Annotated in this window: 27 protein-coding genes, 1 pseudogene and 1 riboswitch; of the genes and pseudogenes, 6 read left to right on the top strand and 22 right to left on the bottom strand. The window is 44.3% G+C overall.

Annotated features, from left to right (window positions below):
- Positions 1-24: 24 nt before the first annotated feature.
- From gvpO to ACQCVE_RS17665, 5 genes are all read right to left on the bottom strand, one after another.
- Entirely contained in the window at positions 25-291 is a 267-nt protein-coding gene (gvpO, locus tag ACQCVE_RS17685) for a gas vesicle protein GvpO (RefSeq protein WP_426842537.1), read from the bottom strand.
- A gap of 75 nt (positions 292-366) precedes the next feature.
- Complete coding sequence (gene gvpA, locus ACQCVE_RS17680; protein ID WP_426842538.1) at positions 367-630, bottom strand: gas vesicle structural protein GvpA; 264 nt, start codon at positions 628-630, stop codon at positions 367-369.
- A gap of 22 nt (positions 631-652) precedes the next feature.
- Complete coding sequence (gene gvpQ, locus ACQCVE_RS17675; RefSeq protein ID WP_426842539.1) at positions 653-1,231, bottom strand: gas vesicle protein GvpQ; 579 nt, start codon at positions 1,229-1,231, stop codon at positions 653-655.
- Positions 1,232-1,542: 311 nt separating this feature from the next.
- Positions 1,543-2,400, bottom strand: coding sequence for a LysR family transcriptional regulator (locus ACQCVE_RS17670; protein ID WP_426863551.1), 858 nt, complete (start codon positions 2,398-2,400; stop codon positions 1,543-1,545).
- Positions 2,397-2,768, bottom strand: coding sequence for a winged helix-turn-helix transcriptional regulator (locus ACQCVE_RS17665; protein WP_426863550.1), 372 nt, complete (start codon positions 2,766-2,768; stop codon positions 2,397-2,399). The genes ACQCVE_RS17670 and ACQCVE_RS17665 overlap by 4 nt, the downstream gene beginning before the upstream one ends.
- A gap of 129 nt (positions 2,769-2,897) precedes the next feature.
- Between ACQCVE_RS17665 and ACQCVE_RS17660 the strand changes: the two genes are divergently transcribed.
- Positions 2,898-3,875, top strand: coding sequence for a zinc-binding dehydrogenase (locus ACQCVE_RS17660; RefSeq protein ID WP_426842542.1), 978 nt, complete (start codon positions 2,898-2,900; stop codon positions 3,873-3,875).
- A gap of 367 nt (positions 3,876-4,242) precedes the next feature.
- Here the strand turns inward: ACQCVE_RS17660 and ACQCVE_RS17655 are convergent, their stop codons facing one another.
- A complete protein-coding gene (locus tag ACQCVE_RS17655) occupies positions 4,243-4,389 on the bottom strand; it encodes a hypothetical protein (protein ID WP_426863549.1) in 147 nt (48 codons plus the stop codon).
- A 188-nt stretch (positions 4,390-4,577) separates the two neighbouring features.
- Here ACQCVE_RS17655 and ACQCVE_RS17650 point away from each other — a divergent pair, with 188 nt between their 5' ends.
- Positions 4,578-5,108, top strand: coding sequence for a DUF420 domain-containing protein (locus tag ACQCVE_RS17650; RefSeq protein WP_426842543.1), 531 nt, complete (start codon positions 4,578-4,580; stop codon positions 5,106-5,108).
- A gap of 402 nt (positions 5,109-5,510) precedes the next feature.
- Positions 5,511-6,341 carry an undecaprenyl-diphosphate phosphatase gene (locus tag ACQCVE_RS17645; RefSeq protein ID WP_426842544.1) on the top strand — a complete coding sequence of 277 codons (831 nt, stop codon included), beginning with the start codon at positions 5,511-5,513 and terminating at the stop codon, positions 6,339-6,341.
- A gap of 94 nt (positions 6,342-6,435) precedes the next feature.
- On the opposite strand, the gene ACQCVE_RS17640 is transcribed toward ACQCVE_RS17645, so the two are convergent.
- The 14 genes and pseudogenes from ACQCVE_RS17640 to gnd all read right to left on the bottom strand — a co-directional run bounded on the left by ACQCVE_RS17640 (position 6,436) and on the right by gnd (position 18,608).
- Entirely contained in the window at positions 6,436-7,020 is a 585-nt protein-coding gene (locus tag ACQCVE_RS17640) for a nucleotidyltransferase family protein (RefSeq protein WP_426842545.1), read from the bottom strand.
- Positions 7,013-8,182 (bottom strand): AI-2E family transporter, encoded by a 1,170-nt coding sequence (locus ACQCVE_RS17635; RefSeq protein WP_426863548.1) that lies wholly within the window; start codon positions 8,180-8,182, stop codon positions 7,013-7,015. The genes ACQCVE_RS17640 and ACQCVE_RS17635 overlap by 8 nt, the downstream gene beginning before the upstream one ends.
- Positions 8,183-8,269: 87 nt before the next feature.
- The gene (locus ACQCVE_RS17630; RefSeq protein WP_426842547.1) at positions 8,270-8,746 is read right to left on the bottom strand and encodes a hypothetical protein; all 477 of its coding nucleotides are present in this window, start codon (positions 8,744-8,746) and stop codon (positions 8,270-8,272) included.
- 264 nt (positions 8,747-9,010) lie between these two features.
- Positions 9,011-9,528, bottom strand: a pseudogene (locus ACQCVE_RS17625) (alpha-amylase domain-containing protein); the annotation flags it as partial.
- A 218-nt stretch (positions 9,529-9,746) separates the two neighbouring features.
- A complete protein-coding gene (gene opuFB, locus ACQCVE_RS17620; RefSeq protein ID WP_426842548.1) occupies positions 9,747-11,267 on the bottom strand; it encodes an osmoprotectant update ABC transporter permease/substrate-binding subunit OpuFB in 1,521 nt (506 codons plus the stop codon).
- Positions 11,264-12,229: an ABC transporter ATP-binding protein gene (locus tag ACQCVE_RS17615; protein ID WP_426842549.1), complete on the bottom strand. Its 966-nt coding sequence runs from the start codon at positions 12,227-12,229 to the stop codon at positions 11,264-11,266. Before ACQCVE_RS17615 ends, opuFB begins: the two co-directional genes overlap by 4 nt.
- Positions 12,230-12,576: 347 nt before the next feature.
- Entirely contained in the window at positions 12,577-13,596 is a 1,020-nt protein-coding gene (locus ACQCVE_RS17610) for a ThiF family adenylyltransferase (RefSeq protein ID WP_426842550.1), read from the bottom strand.
- Positions 13,589-14,359, bottom strand: a complete 771-nt coding sequence (locus ACQCVE_RS17605; protein WP_426842551.1) for a thiazole synthase — start codon at positions 14,357-14,359, stop codon at positions 13,589-13,591. The genes ACQCVE_RS17610 and ACQCVE_RS17605 overlap by 8 nt, the downstream gene beginning before the upstream one ends.
- A gap of 1 nt (position 14,360) precedes the next feature.
- Complete coding sequence (gene thiS, locus ACQCVE_RS17600; RefSeq protein WP_426842552.1) at positions 14,361-14,564, bottom strand: sulfur carrier protein ThiS; 204 nt, start codon at positions 14,562-14,564, stop codon at positions 14,361-14,363.
- A 4-nt stretch (positions 14,565-14,568) separates the two neighbouring features.
- On the bottom strand, positions 14,569-15,654 hold the full coding sequence (gene thiO / locus ACQCVE_RS17595; protein WP_426842553.1) for a glycine oxidase ThiO: 1,086 nt from the start codon (positions 15,652-15,654) through the stop codon (positions 14,569-14,571).
- A 14-nt stretch (positions 15,655-15,668) separates the two neighbouring features.
- Positions 15,669-16,265 (bottom strand): thiamine phosphate synthase, encoded by a 597-nt coding sequence (locus ACQCVE_RS17590; RefSeq protein WP_426842554.1) that lies wholly within the window; start codon positions 16,263-16,265, stop codon positions 15,669-15,671.
- 155 nt (positions 16,266-16,420) lie between these two features.
- A riboswitch (TPP riboswitch) is annotated at positions 16,421-16,529 on the bottom strand.
- A 49-nt stretch (positions 16,530-16,578) separates the two neighbouring features.
- On the bottom strand, positions 16,579-16,911 hold the full coding sequence (locus ACQCVE_RS17585; RefSeq protein ID WP_426863547.1) for a CHY zinc finger protein: 333 nt from the start codon (positions 16,909-16,911) through the stop codon (positions 16,579-16,581).
- Positions 16,912-17,207: 296 nt separating this feature from the next.
- The gene (locus ACQCVE_RS17580; protein WP_426842555.1) at positions 17,208-17,498 is read right to left on the bottom strand and encodes a hypothetical protein; all 291 of its coding nucleotides are present in this window, start codon (positions 17,496-17,498) and stop codon (positions 17,208-17,210) included.
- Between the two features lie 207 nt (positions 17,499-17,705).
- A complete protein-coding gene (gene gnd / locus ACQCVE_RS17575) occupies positions 17,706-18,608 on the bottom strand; it encodes a phosphogluconate dehydrogenase (NAD(+)-dependent, decarboxylating) (protein WP_426842556.1) in 903 nt (300 codons plus the stop codon).
- A 234-nt stretch (positions 18,609-18,842) separates the two neighbouring features.
- On the opposite strand from gnd, the gene ACQCVE_RS17570 reads away from it, so the two are divergent.
- The 3 genes from ACQCVE_RS17570 (at position 18,843) to ACQCVE_RS17560 (ending at position 21,319) form a co-directional block, all read left to right on the top strand.
- On the top strand, positions 18,843-20,033 hold the full coding sequence (locus ACQCVE_RS17570) for a glycosyl hydrolase family 18 protein (protein ID WP_426842557.1): 1,191 nt from the start codon (positions 18,843-18,845) through the stop codon (positions 20,031-20,033).
- A gap of 14 nt (positions 20,034-20,047) precedes the next feature.
- A complete protein-coding gene (locus tag ACQCVE_RS17565; protein WP_426842558.1) occupies positions 20,048-20,596 on the top strand; it encodes a DUF3231 family protein in 549 nt (182 codons plus the stop codon).
- Positions 20,597-21,031: 435 nt separating this feature from the next.
- On the top strand, positions 21,032-21,319 hold the full coding sequence (locus tag ACQCVE_RS17560; protein ID WP_426842559.1) for a DUF3817 domain-containing protein: 288 nt from the start codon (positions 21,032-21,034) through the stop codon (positions 21,317-21,319).
- 43 nt (positions 21,320-21,362) lie between these two features.
- Here the strand turns inward: ACQCVE_RS17560 and sspJ are convergent, their stop codons facing one another.
- Both sspJ and ACQCVE_RS17550 read right to left on the bottom strand, forming a co-directional pair.
- The gene (gene sspJ, locus ACQCVE_RS17555) at positions 21,363-21,521 is read right to left on the bottom strand and encodes a small acid-soluble spore protein SspJ (RefSeq protein WP_426842560.1); all 159 of its coding nucleotides are present in this window, start codon (positions 21,519-21,521) and stop codon (positions 21,363-21,365) included.
- Positions 21,522-21,842: 321 nt separating this feature from the next.
- A complete protein-coding gene (locus ACQCVE_RS17550) occupies positions 21,843-22,589 on the bottom strand; it encodes an alpha/beta hydrolase (RefSeq protein ID WP_426863546.1) in 747 nt (248 codons plus the stop codon).
- Between the last annotated feature and the right edge of the window lie 32 nt (positions 22,590-22,621).

Here is a 22,621-nt window from a genome sequence, read left to right as displayed (position 1 = left end):
TTCTGCCCCCAATCCTGCTGTTTCCTATTCCGCTTCATCCATCATGGCGCTTCTCGGCCTTAAACTTTTACGGGTATATGAGGTCACATCATATTCTGAATCCAATGTCACATCATACACCCCGAGCATTTCATCTTTTGCATACTTTCTCATATACTCGCGTTCTTCCACGACTTCCACAACAGCTTTGCATCCTTCTTCAACAGGTTCAATGGAAGTTATTTTATGAGGGGGAGCTATATGCTCTGAGAAGAATTCATTTAATGATTGAATAATTTCTTTAATCTTCATAAGATTCACCGCCGCTCTTCTATTTAAAAGGAACCGCCGGGGCTTATGCACCCGGCTGGCTTCCTTCAGGCTTTATTAAATGCTGAATTGCTTATCTCGTTCGTTTGTCTGCTGAGGAAGTGCATTATCCTCTTCAGCGTCATCTCGGAGAAGACCTACTGCGTTTGCATATCTTAACCATGTATCCACACTTGCGATTACGACTCTCGCTTCAATTGTAATCAGTTCAATCCCGACTAATGAAACGCGGGCGAACACATCAATTACGACCCCTTTGTCAAGAATACGGTCAACTACTTCTGCCAGACTGGAACTATCCGTACTTTTTTGAACAGCCATGTTATCTTTCTCCCTTCATTGTTTAAGAGTTTGAGATGGAGCTAATCGTTTTTATATTACTCGCTGACTTGATTTCACTGGGCTTCTTTACGTTCGCTGCACTTTTGACCTGAGAGACGCTTTTAAGCTGATTGACACCTTTTAAATGCCTGGCGCTTCTCATTTTTCCATTGTCATCCGGCTTGATTTTCTCCTGAAAATCTTCTCCGGCTTCCTTGAAATTTTTCAGCTTGGAACGAACCTTCAGAAGTGCTTCCTGAACTTTATCTCTCATTTCTTCAGCTTTGGAGTGAACATTTTCTGCGTTTTCTTCTTTCGCTGTTTCAAGCTTACCCGCAGCCTCTTTTACTTTGGATTGCATTTTTTTCTGGGCATGGTCCTTTAACTCATCCGCCAGCCTTTGCTTGACGTCACCCTCAAGCTCATCTGCTTCTTCTTTTACTTCTTCTTTCACATCATTCTTTTTATCTTCCGTTTTGTGCCTTGCAGCATCAGGAATAACTTTCTTTCGAATACCAGGAATAAACAATAGGCTCATTCCCGCCGCAGCTAAACTGCCGTATCCGATTTTCTTATAGCGGTCATTCTGATCAGAGCTCATTGATTGCGTCCTCCTTTCTAAACTGAAAGGCGGGTTTTGCCGCTTTCAATTCCGTTCTATTGTCGGTGTTACCCGCTGTTGAATGTCTATCAAACTGGGTATTCTTTCTGAAGGCGGGCCTAAAAGCCCAGCATTCAAAAAAAAAGATATATCTGTAATGAATGTTTGCCGTAACAAACGGGTTTATCGAGGGTTCATTAAAAATGTTTCAATTTTATTACATTTAAGATTTTCAGGTATTTGCTTGTCTTCTCCGTCTGCTCAACCTAAAAAAACCCCTTGAAAACGAGTGGTCTCCAAGAGGTTTTACATCACCTTACAAGCTGGTTAATGATTTGCTGATAGAACGGATCCTGTTTATTTTTGCTTTTATAGCCTATGTAAATGTCATTTGATACGGACAGGTGGCGATAGACAATCTTACTTTTATTCTGTTTTACCGATTCTTGAATCAGATAATCGGGCAGCAGGCTGATGCCGATCTTTTTCTCCACTGCAGTAAGGATGGCTCTTAAGTCTGAAATAACGTAATAAGGGTCCATTTCAGGCCGATTTTTAAAATGCTCTCTCCACATTCTTCTTATAATCGGGAGCTCCATACCATAGCTGATCCAATTTTGCTCAAGCAGCCATTCCTCTATTGCGGAGTCAGCAGGAGGAACTTCCATGCTGAATGGAACGGTAATAAAGAATTCCTCTCTTTCAGCCAGTTTGTACTCAATACCCGGTTTGCTGAGACGCTGTGTTGTGACAATCAGATCTGTCCGGTTTTGGTCCAGCATATCGAAGAGGCCCTGCGAATCACCCTGATAATGGATAACCTTTAAGTCACAAGCCTTAAGGCGCTCCAGAATCCTTGAAGAGAAATAGTCAATCGGCGAGCCTATTATGATGGAAGGAGAGGTCTTTAACGTATGGCGAATTTCAAGTGTCGTCTTTTCAAGTGTCTCAATTAACGGAGCAAGCCTAGTGTATAATTCCTTTCCGCGGTTAGTAGGGACGATTTTTCTAGTCGTCCTTGTAAACAGCGGTTCTCCCACTTCGGCTTCAAGGGCTGCAAGATGCTGACTCATGGCAGGCTGAGTGAGAATCCGCGATTTTGCAGCTTCCGATACGGATTGATGCTTATAGATGCTGATAAAACTCCGGTACCATTCAAAATCAATCACCTGACAGCAGCCCCGCTTCCGATCCAGCATTCTTTTCTCTCGATTTGATGGGCATCTGCGGACTGATCTCCCCAAACGCACATCTCATTAAGGGTTCGCTGCAGCTTCTTTCTCAATTCTGCTGTTGAATACTCTACCCTGGCCGGAGCAATTGAATAGGCTTTCCCGATAATCAGGCCATGCTCCTCAAGCTCCTTTAGCTGCTGTGCCAAAACCTTTTGGGTGATTCCAGGAATCGCTCTTTGCAGCTCTGAGAATCGTTTCGTGCTTCTATTCAAATTCCAGAGAATCAGGACTTTCCATTTTCCTCCGATCAAATCAATGACCAGGTTGATCGCACATGGATATTCATTTTCAAGCTGTTTCATACTGTCCCTCCTGAAGCAGTTTCCATTCGGTAACTACCGTACATAAAAGTGCCTTCTTGTACAAATTCTTTTTATAGATCTATTATATACATAGCCATTACTAATACGAAAATGAAGGAGTGGAAATCATTGAAAGCATTACTTCTTGAAGAAAAAGGAAAATGGGATCAAATGAGAGTCGGAGAAGCCGAAACCCCGGTACCGCAAAAAGGAGAAATCCTTATCAGGGTCCGCGCAGTCAGTCTTAATCCTGTAGATTATAAAACCGCATCGAACGGAAACCCTGATTGGAGCTACCCTCACATACTCGGCTTAGATGTCGCAGGTACTGTAGAGGCACTTGGAGACGGAGTTTCCGGGTGGTCAAAAGGCGACCGGGTCGTGTATCACGGGGATATGACAAAAGGCGGCGGTTTTGCAGAATTCGCTGTAACAACCGCACACACGGTTTCCCGAATTCCGGATGACATATCATTTGAAGATGCTGCAGCTCTTCCTACTGCCGGTTATACAGCATACGAGGCTTTATTCCGAAAGCTTCCGCTGTACACATTTAATAACATCCTTATTCAAGGCGGAGCAGGAGGAGTAGGAGGCTTTGGCATTCAGCTTGCAAAACAGGCTGGCTTAGAAGTAATTACAACTGCGTCCGCTGCCAACCATGACTACGTGAAGTCATTAGGAGCGGATCATGTCATTGATTACCGCTCGGAAAATGTAACAAAAAGAGTGCTTGAACTTACAAACGGCAGAGGAGTAGACGCCGTTCTTGATACAGTTAGCCGCCAAACTGCTACAGAAGCTTTGGAATACCTTGCCTATCGGGGACAGCTTGCCCACATAGCAGGAGCACCTGACACGTCCGGATTAAAACCTTTCACCAAAGTCCTATCCTTCCATGAGATTGCTCTGGGCGCCATCCATAAAGCAGATTTTGAATCCCAAAAGGATTTAGCTGCAATGGGCGATGAAATGCTTGCCCTGCTGAAGGATGGGAAAATCAATTCTCTCCTCGCAGAAAAAATTACGCTTGAAGAAATTCCCGATGCACTGGTCCGACTATCTGAACGTCATGTGAAAGGAAAAATTGCTGCGATCGTTTCTTAATAAAGGAAACCGGGAGATAGCCCGGGGAGGAAACCGGCTTTGCCTAGATGGGAGCAATGTGCTGAACGGCACCCTGCTCCCATTTTTAGTTGGCAGATTTATGAGGAGTTCGTACGTTCGCAGGTAGGTACTGAAGACCCTTTGGCTGTCTCATTTTGCTGGGATCAATCTCTTCTTGCCTCCGGTGGTTCTACAGGTGATAAGAGATTGATCGAATTTTGTCGAAAAGTCGATATGGAAAAGTCGATATGTAGGTAAAAATGGTTGATCTAATTAAATTTCGGTCGATTTGTGTTCGTTTTCGGTCGATATAATACAGTTTCGATCGATTTATCTTCGTTTTCGGTCGATATCCTGATACTATGCGTTAAAGAAGCAGGAGAAACACATCAAAATCAGGCCGAACCTTGCACCTCAGGTCCAAAATGTTCTGCTGAACGGCCGTTCCAGGCATAAAAACTTGAATCAAAAAGAATTTTAGAGGGTCCACTGTGATGCGCCCCCTTCCATTCATCCTCATCTCCTACTATTCACTATTTCAAGCTGCCGCATTTCACCACCAACCAACCAATTTTCAGACCGGCTGTTCAATCTTTTGTAATAATATGAAAGAAAATTGCCGTTTTTTGCACTCTGTATTTTACTCTGGTGTTGAAAAAATCTATAATAGCTTATTGAGAGCCACTTAAAAGGAGTTAGACTATGAATATAAAAGAACGGAATTATACACCCATTATTGTAACATTGACCATTGCTATAAACGCCCTTGTCGCTGTTTTGTACTTTATGCCAAAGGGAAATGACCTGAGTCACATTGACTTAACCTTTCTTCCATTTTTTAATGCCGTCATGAATAGCTTTACCTTTGTTTTTCTGCTGGCCGCTTTGTATTCGATCATTAAGCAGAAAAATGTGAAACGGCACAGGAATTATATTTTCGGCGCGTTTTCAACGACTGCCTTGTTCCTGATATCCTATGTAACCTATCACGCCCTGGCACCGAATACTCCGTTTGGAGGCGAGGGGATCATCCGTCCAATTTATTATTTCATCCTGATTTCCCACATTCTGCTTTCAGTTGTCATTGTTCCGCTTGCACTTTTAACACTTGCAAGGGGGTTAAATATGAAGGTGGAAAAGCATCGAAAAATCGCCCGGTGGACGATGCCTCTCTGGCTTTATGTCAGTCTGACCGGCGTTGTTGTTTATCTGATGATTTCTCCGTACTACTGAGTGAAAGTCTCCGATCAGGGAGCATTCATTACAATCTGGCAATCTCCTTCAATTTATACTTTGCTTAGATCCAGAAGTCCACGTATTGGATAAAAAGCATGGAAACAGGCTCAGGGCAAACTGCTCTGAGCTTTTCATATATTGGGAGCTGCTTGGCATCCGTCATCCCATGTTATCTGCCCTTCCTTTTAGAATTCCCGGCTGTTGAAATCTCCCTAATAATTGGGCTCCTCAAATGAAACGATCTGTGGTATTTTTGTAAAGACGCTGTTTTTAAGTCATTGCTGGTTCGCAGGCTCTTCAATGCTCAGCCTGAATTGTTGAGCTCACAGCCTCTCAATACAGCAGTGCCCGCAAACACAGTTTGATGAAAAGATTGAAAAGTAGAGGTTGAGACATTATATGAATTTCTGGGATTTATTTGCTGCCGTTATACTCGGCATAGTCGAAGGTTTAACTGAGTTTGCACCTGTATCTTCAACCGGACACATGATTGCGGTGGATGATTTATGGCTCCGGTCATCTGAGCTCTATGGACAGCAAGTGGCCAATACATTTAAAGTGGTAATCCAGCTTGGGTCCATCCTAGCCGTTGTCGTCATCTTCAGACAGAAGTTTATGGACATGCTTGGAATGAAGACAAAGAGCTCATCCGAAAAAGCACCGGGTACTCCTAAGCTTTCATTAATAACCGTTATCATCGGCGTTCTTCCGGCTGCTGTGCTCGGTCTGGCCTTTGAAGACTATATTGATGAATACCTGTTCTCGGTAAATACTGTAGTTATCGGATTGATTGGTGGAGCCTTTCTGATGATAGCTGCGGATCTCATGCAACCGAAGGTCAAAACTGATTCTGTTGACAAAATGACGTACCGGCAGGCACTTTTGATGGGGCTTTTCCAGTGCATCGGTTTGTGGCCGGGATTTTCACGTTCAGGATCTACCATTTCCGGTGGAGTTCTGCTTGGTATTAGCCACCGGGCAGCATCGGATTTTACTTTCATTATGGCTGTTCCTGTGATGGCCGGAGCAAGCGGACTGTCCCTGCTTAAAAACTGGGAATATTTTACGATGGATGCTCTCCCGTTTTTCATCGTCGGATTTATTACAGCTTTCATTTTTGCCCTGATTTCAATTCAATTCTTTTTGAAAATGATTAACCGGGTGAAGCTGATTCCATTTGCAATCTACCGGATTGTAATTGCGATTATCATCATTTTTATGATTATGTAGGTTTGATGCAGGAGGACTGGCTAACGGCAGTCCCCTTTTTTGAATCCAGGTATACATAAAAAACCTTCATAGGGGCAGCCTATGAAGGTTTTTTTTACCAGTCTATGATTTTCAGCCCCGGCCACTTACTTTTCCATTTATATGCCTTTGCTTCATATACTTCTTTTGAAACAAGCAGCTTGTTCGGTCTTACAGTCATCGTAAACAAATCTTCCAGCCCGTATGGAGCATATATTTCATAATTCGATTTGTTTTTTTTGACCCCTATCGCAGAAGCTGTTGTTGGCCAGGTATCGATGGCCTCTTCAAGTGAAGAATACGGTTTAGTCGGGAAGCCAAATTTCTCCTCGTACCATAGATGAACCCTGGCCTGATTTTTAATATCCAATTTAAAAGGGATGGCTGAAAGCTCTCTTCTAAGCTGATTCTCTATCTCCTTCTCGGACTCCGGACTCAGATCATTCTGTTCATAATATATGATGTCTGCGTCCCCAATCCCATATGCGAATTCATTTTCTGCAAGTTCGTTCCATACGGTTTGGGTTACAAAGCCCGCTCCTAAGTAATAATTTTCCCATACTTTGCCGGCAGCACTGAAAATTTCTTCAAAAATCGGGTGTTTTTCTAAGATGCCTGCTAAGCGGTTTTCATATTGACGGCTGCTTTCCAGCCTACTCAATCCGGTCCTCTTTATACCGTTCATCTGCAGGTGAAGCTGCATAGTAACGGTTATACCTTTTCTTGTAAAGCTTGAAGAGCTGAAACACAAATGTGCGTAGGATGGCGTATGCCGGAATTCCGAGAATAACCCCAACTACTCCAAAAAGATGGCCGGCTGTAAGCAAGACAAAGATGATCGTGATCGGGTGAACACGCAGGGATTTCCCCATAATTTGTGGGGAAATGAGCTTTCCCTCCAAAAGCTGCACAACCGTCCATACAAATGCCAATTTTATGAGCATAAATGGAGACGTTACAATCGCGATAATAATTGCAGGCGTAATCGCAATCACAGGTCCTAAGTAAGGGACAACGCTTGTGACACTTGCAATCGCTGCGAGCACAAGGGCATACTCCATTCCGATAATTAAAAATCCAATGTACAGCATAATCCCGATGCATAAACTAACGAGCAGCTGGCCTTGAATGTATGCTCTTACTTGCTCGTCAATTTCGCGGAACACCTTTCTTGTCCCGCCGCGCATTCTGGGAGGAAGAATGCCAATAAAAGCTTTAGGCAGTTTTTCTCCTTCTTTAAGCAAGTAGAATAAAATAAAGGGGGCTGTAACCAATCCAATCGTCACATTGGTCAGCGCACTCAATACTTTTGTAAACCCGTTCAAGGTTTCAGACGCTACATTTGAAGCGTTGCTTCCGAAAGAGCTTAGAATCCCCGAGCTTCTCTCTTTCAGATCCTCATATACCGGAGCCAAATAGGACTGGCTCTCTACATATGCTTCAAATCCGGTTATAAACTCATTCCAATATTCCGGGAATGATACAAAGAGACTTTTCGTTTGATCAATCAAGAATGGCACAACGGACATAATCAGCAAAACGATTAATCCGATAATAAGCAATAGCAGCAGGAAGATAGACACCGTTCTGTCTATTCCCGCTTTCATTAACAGCCGCATAAGCGGCCGGAGCAGATAATAGGCTACTGTTGCAAGAATCACTGGAAGAGCAACTGTTCCCACAAAAACAGCAGCAGGTTCAAAAATAAATGATACATTTGAAAAAAGGAAAATGTTTAATCCAAGTAACAGCAATATACCTAACACATATACTGTTTTTCTGCCCCCAAGGAAATCAATAATTGGGTTCTTTCTCTTATCCAAGGTCCATGAGCTCCTTCTCTGATTAAAAATTCACTTTAAAGAGTGATGATAGCCTTTACCCTATACCAATTCCCGTCAATCCTCTGGTTATTGGTTAATTTCTCTATTGGCTACATATTTTAACGCCAGTAATTCATCATCTGAGAGGTTCTCCTCAGCCATTTTCAAAATCGCCTGCTGCTCGGCAGCATCAACGCCGTCCTCGGACATCGACTGGATTTTCTGCAAATTCCCCGGACCTACTTTCGTCATCACGACTCGGGTAGCCTCTTCTTTTGTTGTAAAAGGAAGAGAATCAGGATCTGCATTGGCCCCTTCTTCTAAAAAATCCCTCACTTCGGGATTGGAATTAGCTGCTGATCTTACATTCTCGTAACCGCCATTTTTTTCAATTTCATTATCCAAATATCCGGAAAGCTGATCCGCGGCAATCTTCGGAAGAAGATACCAGGCTGCACCTCCCAGGAGTGTCAGAATAATCACAGTCCCTGTAATGCGCTTAAGCCATTTAGGACGATTTTTAGATTTACTGTTAGATAGACGCGTTTCATATCTGGAATTCATCGCTGGATCCCTCCAATTCTTAAAGCTGCATGTCATATTAAGGATAATCGAACTTTGAACACCTGTAAATGGCATGAATTTTCAGTTAAGAGGAAAAGAGGAAGGCCAGTGCAAAGGCAAAGGGTGTTTTCATCATGAAAGGGACGTCCTATATCTGCCTTTGACCGCCGATTTACTCTGTTTTCCGCAGGGCCTTATACTTAAACAGGGAAACGCTGAATGAGTCTCCCTGTTTTAAATATAGCAGCTTTTAAAGCCAGCCTCCTACTTTATACATCGGATAATCAAATGTAGCCATTCATTCTTATACTGCTGAACATAGACGGAAACAGATCCTCCATTCACGCTAAAATTCGCCCAGCCATCTGTTTCAATTGTTACTTTTTCTGTTCGGTTGCCGGTGATGTCATTTTCAACCGCATTTCGGCTTCCAACGAACATTCTTTTCGTTCCTCCTGGACCATCTGTAATAAGTGTAGCCAAGCGGGAATTTATTTTTGTTGAATTCCCTTCTCTTGTCCAGCCAATTACATCCTGGTTATCGATATAATCGCGCTGTGTCCCATACGCAAAGTCTTTTCAGGCTTTTAGCAAGGGTTCAATTTTTGTCTTTAAAGCGGGAATTTCCCTCCCAGTCGAACCCTTCGTTCCGTATAGGTCCCCGTAAAAAACGTTAGGGTATCCTGATCCTATTGTAAGGATAAAAGCATACGCCAGAGGCTTAAACCAGCTTTGAACAGTGGATTCCAGCGCTGGCCTGGCTGAGTATCATAGTTTGACAGAACATGAGGAAAAATACCATTAAATAAATCCTGAAACGATTTGTTTAGGTATGGTTTTGATCGTACTATAGGAGGATAACAGGGATTTGCATTAGACAGAACTGGTTAATTGGAAGGAAAATCCAGTTTGTGAGCCATTTCCATATATTTTCCTGGGTCCAACTCCTTTGCTGGCGGTCCGCACCAAAAACAAAACCGCGCACTTGCGCGGTTTTGTCTTATTCTTCAATTAGATTTTCTTTAACAAGAAAGTCTTTCGCTGTTTTTTCCGGTGATTCACCTTCAACATTCACGAGGTAGTTCATATTTCTCATTTCATCGTCTGTAATTTTTCCTGCCAGCTTGTTTAGTGTTTCTTCAAGCTCCGGATATTCATCCAATGTTTCCTGCTTCATCAGCGGAGCTCCCTGGTACGGAGGAAACAGGCCTTTGTCATCTTCAAGTGTCAGCAGATCATATTGTTCGAGTTCGCTGTCTGTGGAATACGCATCAATCAGGTTGACTTCCCCGGATTCAATCGCCGCATAGCGAAGCTTAGGTTCCATCGTCGTGACGGAAGGAAATTTAATTTCGTACAGCTCCTGAATCCCTTTGTATCCGTCCTGGCGGTCCGAGAATTCGAGCGTAAAGCCTACTTTCATATTTTGTTCCACTTGTTTAAGGTCAGAAATGGCTTTCAAATCATATTGTTCAGCTGTATCTTTAGGTACAGCCAGTGTATACGTATTATTGAATGCCATAGGCTCTAGATAAGCCATACCGTATTGCTGCTCCATACCATTTTTAGCCTGCTCGTATACGGATTTTTCATCTCCGCCTTCAGGTTGTTCCTTTAGAAAAGTGGAGAGGGCTGTGCCTGTGAACTCAGGATAAATATCAATTTCACCCGTTTCAAGCGCGTTAAAAAGGAAGGATGTTTTTCCAAGGCTTGGCTTCAGCCCGACTTCCAGATCTGTATCCTGCTCAATGAGCAGCTTATACATATTAATAAGAATTTCCGGTTCCGATCCAAGCTTTCCGGCAATGACGAGATCTTTTTTCCCTGATCCAAATGCTAAGGGAACAGCAATAATCAAGACAACAATAAGAGCGATGATGCCGCCTTTTTTGGCCATGCCTTTTGTTGAAGCTTTTTCAGCAACGCGAAGCAGGACATCAAAAAGGATGGCCAGCAAAGCTGCCGGTATAGCACCGAGGATAATCAGCATATTGTCATTTCTGTCTATTCCAAGCAAAATCAGTTTCCCCAGTCCTCCGGCTCCTATAAGGGCTGCGAGGGTAGTGGTTCCTACGATAAGCACCATCGCTGTCCGGATTCCAGCCATAATCACAGGGAGTGCAAGGGGAAGCTCGACCTTAAATAACCGTTTACGGTTGTTCATTCCCATCCCTCTTGCTGCTTCCACAAGTGAAGGATCTACTTCTTTGATTCCTGTATAGGTGTTCCTGAGAATTGGAAGCAGGGCGTAAATAACAAGAGCAATTACAGCCGGAACCACCCCAATTCCTACTAATGGTATCAATAAACCAAGCAATGCAAGTGAAGGAATGGTCTGCAATACAGCTGTAACACCAATAACTCCTTCAGCAAGCTTTGTTCTGCGGGTTAGAAAAATGCCAAGCGGAATGGTGATGACAACCGCAATAAGAAGGGCAATAAAAGAAATTTGAATGTGTTCAAGCAGAGCAGTCCAAAGCTGATCCTGTCTTTCCAGGAAGGTGGTGATCAATGCGTTCATCGGACACCCTCCATTCCCAGCTTCTCAGCCAGGTATTCCATCACGATTTCAGGAGTCACAATTCCGATAATGGTACCGTCTTTTTCAACCGACAGCGCTTGTTTTCCCCTAAGCTGTTCTACTGCTTCTATTACAGGAGCGTAGTAGGATATAGGGGGATGTGGAAATTCTTCTGGAGCAGGCTGGAAGGAAGCATGCAAATCGCCGACTTTTGCTTGGCGGACCTTCTGTTCAGGGACGGCACGAGAGCCGATAAATTCCCTTACAAAGTCATTTGCTGGCTGTTCAATCAGCTTTTGAGGTGTGTCGGCTTGAATGACTTGTCCATCTTTCATGATGGCGATTCTGTCCCCAAGCGCAAGGGCCTCCTGCATATCATGGGTGACAAAGACAATGGTCTTTTTAATGCGTTTTTGCAAGTCTGCAATATCTGTTTGCAGCTTTTCCCTGCTGATGGGATCAAGAGCGCTAAACGGTTCATCCATTAAAATAATATCAGGGTCTGCCGCCAGAGCCCGTACAACCCCAATTCTTTGCTGCTGGCCTCCGGAGAGCTCACTCGGCTTGCGGCTTCTGTATGTTTCAGGCTCTAAGCCAACCATATCAAGCAGTTCATCCACACGTTTATTAATTTGGTCAGGTGTCCATTTTTTCAACTCCGGGACAATAGCGATGTTCTCTTCAATGGTCATATGCGGAAATAACGCAATTTGCTGAAGGACATATCCAATGTTCCAGCGGAGCTCGTGTATTTCGTATTCCTGTACATTTTTATCCTGAATAAAAACCTTTCCGTCCGATGGGTCAATCAGACGGTTAATCATTTTCATCGTTGTCGTTTTTCCACACCCGCTCGGACCGATAAAAACAAAGAATTCTCCCTTTTTAATTTCTAAATCCATTGATTGTACCGCTCTAGTTCCGTCCGGATATACTTTAGCAGCTTTTTCAAACCTGATCATTTTCTCACCTGTTTCTATGTATAATTTCTAAAACACCTTACTTATTACCCGTTTCCTTGATCCGCTAAGCTGCAATTTAATTTAACGGCTTTGTTACATTTGGCAGTTGATTCCCGCTGCAGGCGTTCGCTTATCCAAGGGCGGGCGGTAAGCTTCCCCGCCGCTTTGAACATGCATGCGGGATCTTACTTGTCCCGCTGCTCCCGCAGGAGTCTCACGCCTTCCGCTCCAATCAACAGGTGTTAATAATCAACACCATGCTTTAGCATAGCCAATTTCATTATGTCTTTAAGCACATTGTATCATTACAGGCAAAAAAGGAACCAGCAATAAGCTGGTTCCTTAACCTATCCGAAATACTGGCTGTATAATGATCTCGCCTCATCTGGATTTTTTGTTCCGTGAACGAGAACTCTCCCATCTTTAAAAGCCACCAGCCTGACTGGTCCTTTTGAAAAGGATAGCAGAAACTCATTGGATGAAAGGTTTTCAACTTTGCCGGCCAGCCTGTCTGCCGTCTGATTTAAACTAAGCTTCATATCTTTTGGAGGCCTTATCTGGACGGTATCCCTTCCGCAGAGTACAGCTGTGCGAGCCATGTTCTCATCTTTAAGATAGGGGAAGTGAGGAGACCTGCCGCATGTAGGACAATCTGCTTTCTTCATTTTTTCTATCTTCAGAGCTGAATAACTGTTATTCCATACATCAAAGGAATAGAGCTCAGTTTTTACGGCCCTGCTGTTTCCAGTTAGAATTTTGAGTGCCTGGGCTGTTTGATGAGAAACGGTCATCCCTACGGCCGGGGCAATGATACCGGAAGTATCACACGTTTCTCCGCCCATCGGCATTGCGCCCATTAAACAGGCAAGACATGGGCCATTCCCCGGGATAAACGTACAGGACAGACCGTAGCTGCCTACACATGCTCCGTAAATCCAGGGGATTCTATGCAAATGGGAAAGATCATTTATCACCCATCTTGTTTCAAAGTTGTCGGTACCATCCATAATGAGATGAGCATCTGACATCAGCTGCTCAACAGAAGCAGGACTTGCGTGCATGACATGGGCTGAAATTTCAGGAAGATGGTTGATCTGCTGCAGCCTGGACTTTGCCGCTTCCGCCTTAGGGAGCTGTTTTCGCACATCCTCTTCGGTAAAAAGCTGCTGGCGCTGTAAATTGCTTTCATCCACATAATCCCTGTCTATTATTGTAAGCTTGCCTATTCCTGCCCTTACTAAAGTTTCAGCAATCCCGCTTCCTAAGGCTCCGCAGCCAATTAAAACGGCATGTTTGGATGAAAGCTTTTTCTGATCTTCCTCTCCATTGGGGAAGAATAAAGTTTGTCTTGAATACCGGTCAGTCAACAGGGCTCATTCCTTCACTCGGACTGCTTGCGGATGCATACCTTTTTTTAGGGATTCTTCCGGCTTCATAGCCCAGACGCCCTGCTTCAATGCCGAGCTTCATAGCCTCAGCCATTTTAACAGGATCCTCAGCGCCAGAGACTGCTGTATTCAGCAGAACTCCATCTGCACCCATTTCCATAGCAAGTGCCGCATCAGCAGGGCTGCCTACTCCGGCGTCTACAATGACCGGAACGACGGCTTGTTCAATGATTAGACTTAGGTTTAGAGGATTGACGATTCCCATTCCGGATCCGATCGGTGATGCTCCCGGCATAACCGCGTGCACTCCGATCTCCTGAAGCCGTTTAGCTAAAATGACATCATCCGAAATATAGGGCAGAACGATAAACCCTTCTTCCAGCAAAGTCTCACATGCCTTCATCGTTTCAAACGGATCCGGAAGCAGCGTCTTAAAGTCCCCAATGACCTCGACCTTGATCATCGTACACAGCCCTGATGCTTTTGCGAGCCGGGCAATTCTAACGGCTTCTTCAGCCGTTTTTGCTCCGGCCGTATTTGGGAGAAGGGAAAAACGGCTAAGGTCCAACTTTTCCAAAAGATTTGGCTGGGAGCTTTCAAAGATATCCATTCTTCTAACCGCAAAGGTCAGGATTTCAGATTCTGACACTTCAATGGCTTTTCTCTGCATATCGAAATCAGGGTATTTCCCAGTCCCGAGCAGCAGTCTGGATGAGAATGACAACGGTCCGATTTTCAGCATATTATCCGCCTCCTACAAATGTAACGATTTCATAATGGTCTTCATGTGCAACTGCTTCTTTTTTATACCCGCTGCGCTGAAGGATTTCGGTGTTTTTTTCAATCACAATGGTTTTTTGATCGATGCCAAGATGCTTTGTTAAATCCTCAACATTTCTGATTGATTCCGGTACTTCTGTCCAGCTTCCATTTACTTTGACCTTCATTTACTTACCTCCCGGTTGTTGAAGCCGTTTTTGTGCGGATAAGCTCCGCCATTCTTTTTCCAGCTGCAGGACTGAGTAAAATTCCGTTCCGGTAATGGCCTGTACAGGCGAAAAGCCCTTTGATTTCGGGATGTTCTTCCATGCAGGGAGCCCCTTTCGCACTTTGTGGCCGCAGTCCGCTCCATGCCTGTTCAAAGCTCGCATGGACAATCGCCGGCAGCAGCCTTTCCGCTGTCTTCAGGAGATGCAGGATGCCGGATGCAGATACTTCCTTTGAGTAATCCCTTTCCAAGACAGTCGCTCCAATTAAATAACGCCCGCCCCGTTTGGGAACAATATAAAATCCATTTTTATACAAAGGGGTCTGAAGAAGCTTTTTCTTGCTTAAAACACTGATCATTTCTCCCTTTACCGGATATGTTCCTTCTAATGAAGGAAAGAGGGTAAGAAATGGAGCACTCCACGCGCCTGCAGCAATCACAACCTGTTCAGCATGAAAAGTGCGTCCATTAGCTTTTACACCCGCGACCCTCCCGTTTTCAATCAGAATCTCATCAGCTTGTGTATGTTCATAGATATCCGTGCCATTCTGCAAAGCACCCTGTTCAAATGCTTTCGCAAGCGAAGGCGCGATCACATGGCCGTCCTTAGGGTAATAGACACCGCCTTCGACAGAATCAGATAGAAGCGGCTCCCTCTTTTTCATTTCTTCTTTTGACAGCAGCTCACATGGCTCCCCTGTTTCCGTTTGCCAAATGGCTGTTTTTTTAAGCTGGTCGAGTTCCTGCTCCGTTTCCGCAACCTTGCAGATTCCCTTTTCCTCATAGCCAATATCAATACCTGTTGCTGATCTTAATTCCTCGGCCAGCTCAGGAAACATCGCTCTGCTCTGCCGCGCCATATCAAATAGAGGATCATATTCATCCCACTCAGCTTGAACACCAAGCAGTCCTGCGGCTGCCCGCGAACTTTCCTGCCCAGCTTTCCCCTTTTCCAAAATCAAGGGTAAAAGGCCTTTTTTGGATAGCTCATAAGCAATGGAACAGCCAATCACCCCTCCGCCGATGATGCATACATCATAATGTTTCATGCCAGCGCCTCCTTTCAAAGGTTGTTCGCCTCTCTGTATTCGCAGGCGGCCTGAACTGGATCATCACGGTCCCAGATTCCAGACATCACCAAAAACCCTTTCACCTTTGCATCGGACAGCAATGGAAGGTGGGCAGGCTCAATCCCTCCAATAACCAGAACGTCTATGCTGAGGAGCTCTGAAAGCTCCCTCGCTTTCCCGATTCCTTGAGGAGGCAGGCCTTTCTTGCTGTCTGTAGGAAACAAATGCCCAAACAAAACCGAGTCCGCTCCTTCATTTTGCGCCTCTAAGGCTTCATCAAGAGAATGAACAGACCGTCCGGCATGTATAGAAGGAAATGTTCTCTTTACAATGGAAGGGGACAGATTCCTGTATCCGAGCTGCACTCTTCTTACCCCTGCAGCCGCGGCGATATCCGGGCGGCCGTTTACTATTAATTTTTCAGAGGGCACACCATTCCGGATAAGCTCCGCTGTTCCTTCATAGATTTCCATTTCCGTTTTTTCCTTCTCCCTTATATGAAGAAAATCGATGACGGAACCCGCTTCCTTCATGAATTGAGCAATAGCCGGAAAAGGCATCCTTCCATTCGTTACTGCATGAAATTCCATGTGCTCCCCTCCTTCTCCCAATACAAACTGCGGCTTGCTTCGCCAGATCAGCTTAAGGGTTCACGCACACCGCTTCTCTCAGACGTAAAGCTCGCTCGTCCCGTAAAATAAGAAAAGCCCATTCCGCGCAGGGAAATGGACTGAAACATACAGCAATATGTACAGAGCCGCTTCCCTCCGCTAGTACGAACTAGATCAGGTATAAGGGTCAAAAACTTCTGCGTTTTTCTCTCAGCCGGCTCACCGGCTCCCCTAGCAAACTTTCATTTAATATTGGTAATATTCTATTATTATACCATTACAGGGAAAAATATCAAACCGTGCCGAAATACAAATGTGCATGAAGACTGCAGCCCGGATTAAATCCTGCTTTGCAGGATGGGCAGTGTGAGCCGCAATTCATGTATTCGTCCACCGTCAGCTCCAATCCGCATTTTCCGCACAATACCGCGTGCTGATCAAACTTTTCTGCAGGCCAAACTTCCGGTGAATGGTCCGCATGCTCTGAATGGCACAAGTGGCAAGGGTAATACTCCTTGCAGCAGTAAAACTTGATGGCTATAACATCGAGCTCGCTATTGTAATGCGTGCAGCGAGTCTCCCCGTCTATTATTGAACCTTTAACCTGAACATGTTCATCCTGCATTCCTGTGATCCCTCCGCTCCTTGACATGTATTTTACCATACAGCAAGGGGCAGTCCGGTAATCTCCTTTTTAAAATGAGTTTCCCGTGGCTGCCTTCACTCCAAGGATAAGGGGAGCAGCGGTGCGGACGGTGTAAACTCCTCCTCTTTTCATGACAGGGCGGTCTCACCTGAGCAGCTTCCCCACCGACTCTTTATAGCGTAAATTTCCCCGCACAGAAAACCCCCGATAAGCTCTAGAGCTTATCGGGGGCTTCCCGCTATCTACTGCAAGCAGTTCTTATAAGACGGTTCGAACTACTGCTGTTTAGAGTCATTGTAATACTGCACACTGTATTGCGCACCTTCAGAAACCATTTTGTTGTCTTCTACATCCTGAGGATCCGGGTTTCCCGCTTTATCAACCGGAAATTTTTCATCTTCTTTATTTTTATCCTTTGAGAACATAGACACAACCTTGCCTTGAGCTTGCTTCACTCCGTAAGAAAGCTTCGCACGTCTAGATTTATCCTTAAGATAGACGGTAGCTGCAACTCCTGCTGTTGATAGGGCAACTCCTGAAATGATTAATCCATTGCGTTTATTCATGGGTGATTCTCCTTTCAAGGCATTTTTTATATGGTAATTAGTAATTAAAGTACCCCGCTTCCATTTAGTTAAACATCCGGTTTTAGTATAATTCACGTATTTTTTAAGAGTCTGCCTGTACCATTCATGGCTGCAGACAGTCCTAAAGCTGCCATCAGCAGATCGGCGGTCAAAAAAAGCTGACCCGGATTAGGGCCAGCTTCTTTTTTATTCTTCCGCTTTTACTACGGCATGTCCTCCAAATTCATTCCTTAAAGCAGATACGACTTTACCGTGGAATGTATCGTTCTCCTGAGAGCGGTATCTCATGAAGAGGGACATGGCTATCACCGGTGCAGAGGCCTGAAAGTCGAGTGCGGCTTCCACAGTCCATTTCCCTTCGCCTGAAGAATTCATGACGCCCCTGATACCCGAAAGCTCTGGATCTTTTGAAAATGCATTTTCCATGAGTTCCATCAGCCATGAACGAATGACAGATCCGTTGTTCCAAACTCGGGAAACTTCTTTATAGTCATAATCAAAATCACTTTTATCAAGAATTTCAAAGCCTTCCGCTATTGATTGCATCATGCCGTATTCCACGCCGTTGTGCACCATTTTAAGGAAATGGCCGCTCCCCGGCTTGCCCGCATGAAGATAGCCGTTTTCAACAGAAAGGTCGCGGAACAGACCTTCCACTTGAGCAAACGCTTTCGTTTCGGCGCCAATCATCGTACAAATTCCGTTTCTGGCTCCTTCGGTTCCGCCGCTCGTTCCACAATCCACGAAATAGACACCTTTTTCCTTCAGTTCCGTCCCCCGTCTGATTGTATCTTTGTAATTTGAGTTTCCGCCATCGATTACAATATCTCCGTCCCCTAAGTAACCGGATACCTCAGCCAAAACCTGTTCTGTAATCTCGCCTGCCGGAACCATCATCCAGATAATTCTAGGAGATGGAAGTTTTTCTGCAAGCATTTGAATGCTGTCCGCCGTTTCTACCCCTTCGGCCCGGATACTTTGAAGCGCTTCTGAGCTAACGTCGTTCGCAACAACTCCATACCCGTGTTCCTTCATATTTAGAGCGAGATTATAGCCCATTTTTCCAAGTCCGATTAAACCAATTTTCATGATGCTGCCTCCTTCAATCTGTAAACCACTAATATGTAAAGCTCCTTTACTACTATACCATTTTTCCTCAATTATGAACGGGAAACTTATGGAAAAGAAATCTAATGCTCTTTCCCAAAAATGTATAAATAAACATGTGAAAGACAATCTAATAAAAAGGATCTTCAGATGAAGCAAAGGGTTGGTCCGGAGCGTTTTAAAGCTTTCACCACAAAGAAAACTGGAGGGATTCGAATGAAAAAGATAGCCTTTTTCCTTCTTGCACTGATTATGGTTTTATCCGGGTGCACGGGCAATGGCGAAAATGCCGGCGATAACAATCAAGCTCAAAATAAAATGATGCGTTCAGGAAATGAAGTGAATGAAAAGCCGCGTGTGGATCAAATCAGTACAGCCAACAAAAAAACAAAAGACATCAACCAGTCTGAAACGGAATTTAAGAAACGGCAAATTGAGACCATCGGGTTTCTGGAACCGGTCGATGCAAATGCTGCGGCGCAAGAAGTTCGAAATACAGGAAATCTTCTATCATATACCGCCTTTTTCAGCTATCGCGTAAAGGAAGACGGCAGCTTAATCCCCTTAAACGATAAAAAGCCGCTTACTGCCGTTAAAAATTCTAAAACTGTTCCGATGCTCGTCCTGACAAATTTCATGGACGGAAACTTTTCACCGGATATCGCCCATAAGATTTTCACAAATAAAAAGGCCTCTGAAAAATTAATGTCCAGCCTTATTGCCACGATGAAAGCTAAAGGATACAAAGCATTGAATATTGATTTTGAACACATTCGTGAAAAGGACAGGGAGCTTTATAACGGTTTTCTTGAAACGATCATTCCCCGTGTGCAAAAAGAGGGCTATCTTGTTTCTACTGCACTCGCTCCTAAAACTAGCGATGATCAGGCAGGTCCGTGGCACGGAGCCCATGACTATAAACGGCACGGGGAGCTTGCGGATTTTGTGATATTAATGACGTATGAATGGGGATGGTCAGGCGGCCCTCCAATGGCGGTATCTCCCATTCATCAAGTGAAAAAAGTCATCGATTATGCTTTGACCGAAATACCGAAGGAAAAAATTGTAATGGGCGCTCCTCTTTACGGCTATGACTGGGTTTTGCCTTATAAAAAAGGAAATCCCTATGCAAAGCGGGTAGCTCCTCAGGAAGCAGCGGATCTGGCTGTAGCGAAGGGCGCGCAGGTTCAGTTTGATAACAAAAGCCAATCTCCTTATTTTCATTACAAAGGCGATGACGGAAAAAAACATGTAGTATGGTTTGAAAATGAGCAAAGTGCACGGGCAAAATTCAAGCTGGTCCACGACTATAAACTCCGAGGAGTTGCTTATTGGGTGCTCGGAGAACCCTTCCCCGAGAATTGGGAATTACTAACCGAGTTATTTACTATTAAGACACCTAAATAAGGGGATATAAACATATGGCAGGAATCTTTGAATTTATCAGCAGTATTCTTAAACCTGAATTGGATGGAGAGCCAAAACCACCTTTGCACGTTGGCGAGGTTATGACTTTGTGGACCCTTTATACGATGTACGAAGAGGCAAAATCCTTTTATGGCGTTTTCCTGAATATTACGACGGATAAACAGCTCATCCATTCCATCGAGACTGCTAAGAAGGATACGCTGAACGGCTTGGAGCAGATTAAGGAGTTTTTGAAGAAGGAAGGGGTCCCCCTTCCTCAGGCAGGACAGGAGGATAAACCAAATTCGGAGACTTCAGCTGTTCCTGCAGGTGTCCGGTTTACAGACAGTGAAATGGCTAATTTTATCAGTGTCAAAACTGCAGCTTACGTCTCATTTATGGCCACCTCTCTCGCACAATCGATCCGGACGGATGCGGCAATGATTTTTGCTGCGCATTTAATGGCGGTTATTAAATACGATGCCGCTTTAAAGTCGATGATGATTCAAAAAGGGTGGCTCAGAGTTCCTCCCTATTTTGAACCTCCCGGCCTGCCTAAATAGCTGATAAACTGGAAAGCTTACGCCTTCCAGTTTTTTTCTATCGCTGACTTCTCCCGGCTGCTTTTGGTTTAATAACATATACGTGAGCAGCAGCGTAGCAGAGGTTACTCCATATACCTTCTCTAAAGCACCATCAATCAATTGGGCGAAAAGACTCACAAAATAAAAAAAAGGTCCTGAACGGGGTGTGCATTCAGGACCTTCGGCTGACCGGTCAGTCTTAAAAGTTTTTATAAAACAATACTAACCATACCGGAACCTTTGAGGATTGATCATTGGGATAAGATTAGTTTATTCAAACAATTACGATAATTCAACTGAGTTTTAACGACAGTGTTTTCTGTGTACGTATTGTGACAAATGGACAAATTGAACATAATTTGTCCTCATGATTGTATATAATGTAGCTAGCTGATAATGAAAGGAGCCTGTCAAATGATATCCACCCCTATTAAAAGACTTCGTGTAATCGGTACAATAGAAGGATTATCCTTTATCATCCTGTTAGCGATCGCCATGCCTCTAAAGTATATGGCTGATATCGCTATGGCTGTTACCATCGTTGGATCCCTCCACGGACTGTTTTTCGTTTTATTCATACTGGCTGTTGCCAATGCCGCATGGAGCCACCGGTGGGGACTTATCAAAATTGGAGGAGCACTGATTGCTTCCATCATCCCTTTTGGAACGTTCTTCTTGAACAAAAAACTTCCTGAAAAATAAGAAGAACGGGTCTGTGGAAGCCCGTTCTTTTTTACGCCATCCTTTAGCGATGGTTATTCTTTTTCTTTTCAACCGCCTCTTTCAACGGATCTCCCTGCAATGCCTGTTCTGCATCTGAAAGAGCAGACTGAAGAGCCTGGCTGTCATTGTGGCTTTGGTGTGCTTGTTTTTCTGATTTGTTCTCTTTGCCGAATAAACCCATATCGCTCACCTCCCTGTCTGTTGAATCTTTATTAATATGAGGAAATGAGGCTGTAATTATACAGGGCAGCGCGGGAAAGGCAATTTTCGGCAGGAAGAAGTATAAGGGAGGAGCCTTAATCAAAGGTTCAACCATATTGCAAGGAAAGGATCGGGTTTATAAGAATGGCTTAGCTGGAAATGGATTCCTCTCTGTTTCGTTTTAAGAGCTTCGAGAGCCCGGGGTGTGATTTACCATTCGTCTCACCAGGGTGTGCATTGAACCCTGCCCATCCTGTCAGGCACTCTGTCAATTATTTCAGAGGGCCCCTCATAACCAGTTCTATTTCTCCCCGATGCTGTCTTTACTGATCCATTCCTCTAAATACCGGACAATTTGATTCTGCTGTTCAATAGCTGGTATATTCGCTTCCATATCCCCTTTTTGCGGTCCATAAAGACCAAATTGAGCATGGTTCCCTCCCCTGATTTCCTTAAAAATTGCATCCTTAGGAGTATATGCTTTTGAGTTTTCAATGTCCTGCAGGGAGGTAAGACCATCATTCGTTCCGTAAATGGACAAGACGTCAAGCCCGGTCTTTTTTAAATTGGCAGACTCGGCAGGGTAGGAGGCAAGGAAAAATACCCCTTTTACACTTTCTTCGTTTTCTTTAGCGTAATTTGCTGCTGCCACTCCCCCAAGAGAATGTCCGCCAACATACCAATTTTGCACGTTCGGACGGGCCCTTCGAACATCATCTGCTTTTCCGGTTCCGAAAATGGAAAAATGAAAAGGCATTTCTGGGACAGCAGCGGCTATGCCTCTATCAGCAAGCTCCTGAGCTATGTACGCGTAAGCTTCAGGCTCTACTTTTGCTCCCGGGTATAGAATCACTCCAGCAGAAGGTTTTGAATCGAAAGGGTCAGCGAACAAGATTTGATTTTGCTCTTGAATCCGGTTCTCATCTACTGCTTTCAACAGTTCATCTGAAGGGGTGTAGGTAAATCTCGACCAGATATAAAATCCTGCTGCCAGCATTACACCAGCAGACAGCAATAGGATAAGGAAAACCTTTGCATATTTTTTCATCATGCATCTCATTTCCGGCTTTTTCTTCTTAT

Origin of the sequence: Metabacillus sp. 113a (genome assembly GCF_050107635.1) — a bacterium.
In the GTDB taxonomy this organism is placed as follows: Bacteria; Bacillota; Bacilli; order Bacillales; family Bacillaceae; genus Metabacillus_B.
The sequence above is the reverse complement of the archived record's forward strand: the minus strand, read 5'-3'. Positions and strand labels throughout refer to the sequence as shown.

Coding starts and splice junctions, on each gene's coding strand:
- ACQCVE_RS17645 (WP_426842544.1), top strand. CDS start 5,511: ATGAATTTCTGGGATTTATTTGCTGCCGTTATACTCGGCATAGTCGAA.
- ACQCVE_RS17630 (WP_426842547.1), bottom strand. CDS start 8,746: ATGAATTCCAGATATGAAACGCGTCTATCTAACAGTAAATCTAAAAAT.
- gvpO (WP_426842537.1), bottom strand. CDS start 291: ATGAAGATTAAAGAAATTATTCAATCATTAAATGAATTCTTCTCAGAG.
- ACQCVE_RS17580 (WP_426842555.1), bottom strand. CDS start 17,498: ATGAATAAACGCAATGGATTAATCATTTCAGGAGTTGCCCTATCAACA.
- ACQCVE_RS17560 (WP_426842559.1), top strand. CDS start 21,032: ATGATATCCACCCCTATTAAAAGACTTCGTGTAATCGGTACAATAGAA.
- opuFB (WP_426842548.1), bottom strand. CDS start 11,267: ATGAACGCATTGATCACCACCTTCCTGGAAAGACAGGATCAGCTTTGG.
- ACQCVE_RS17615 (WP_426842549.1), bottom strand. CDS start 12,229: ATGATCAGGTTTGAAAAAGCTGCTAAAGTATATCCGGACGGAACTAGA.
- ACQCVE_RS17605 (WP_426842551.1), bottom strand. CDS start 14,359: ATGCTGAAAATCGGACCGTTGTCATTCTCATCCAGACTGCTGCTCGGG.
- ACQCVE_RS17650 (WP_426842543.1), top strand. CDS start 4,578: ATGAATATAAAAGAACGGAATTATACACCCATTATTGTAACATTGACC.
- ACQCVE_RS17570 (WP_426842557.1), top strand. CDS start 18,843: ATGAAAAAGATAGCCTTTTTCCTTCTTGCACTGATTATGGTTTTATCC.
- sspJ (WP_426842560.1), bottom strand. CDS start 21,521: ATGGGTTTATTCGGCAAAGAGAACAAATCAGAAAAACAAGCACACCAA.
- thiO (WP_426842553.1), bottom strand. CDS start 15,654: ATGAAACATTATGATGTATGCATCATCGGCGGAGGGGTGATTGGCTGT.
- ACQCVE_RS17550 (WP_426863546.1), bottom strand. CDS start 22,589: ATGAAAAAATATGCAAAGGTTTTCCTTATCCTATTGCTGTCTGCTGGT.
- gvpA (WP_426842538.1), bottom strand. CDS start 630: ATGGCTGTTCAAAAAAGTACGGATAGTTCCAGTCTGGCAGAAGTAGTT.
- gvpQ (WP_426842539.1), bottom strand. CDS start 1,231: ATGAGCTCTGATCAGAATGACCGCTATAAGAAAATCGGATACGGCAGT.
- ACQCVE_RS17585 (WP_426863547.1), bottom strand. CDS start 16,911: ATGCAGGATGAACATGTTCAGGTTAAAGGTTCAATAATAGACGGGGAG.
- thiS (WP_426842552.1), bottom strand. CDS start 14,564: ATGAAGGTCAAAGTAAATGGAAGCTGGACAGAAGTACCGGAATCAATC.
- ACQCVE_RS17665 (WP_426863550.1), bottom strand. CDS start 2,768: ATGAAACAGCTTGAAAATGAATATCCATGTGCGATCAACCTGGTCATT.
- gnd (WP_426842556.1), bottom strand. CDS start 18,608: ATGAAAATTGGTTTAATCGGACTTGGAAAAATGGGCTATAATCTCGCT.
- ACQCVE_RS17655 (WP_426863549.1), bottom strand. CDS start 4,389: ATGAATGGAAGGGGGCGCATCACAGTGGACCCTCTAAAATTCTTTTTG.
- ACQCVE_RS17565 (WP_426842558.1), top strand. CDS start 20,048: ATGGCAGGAATCTTTGAATTTATCAGCAGTATTCTTAAACCTGAATTG.
- ACQCVE_RS17590 (WP_426842554.1), bottom strand. CDS start 16,265: ATGGAATTTCATGCAGTAACGAATGGAAGGATGCCTTTTCCGGCTATT.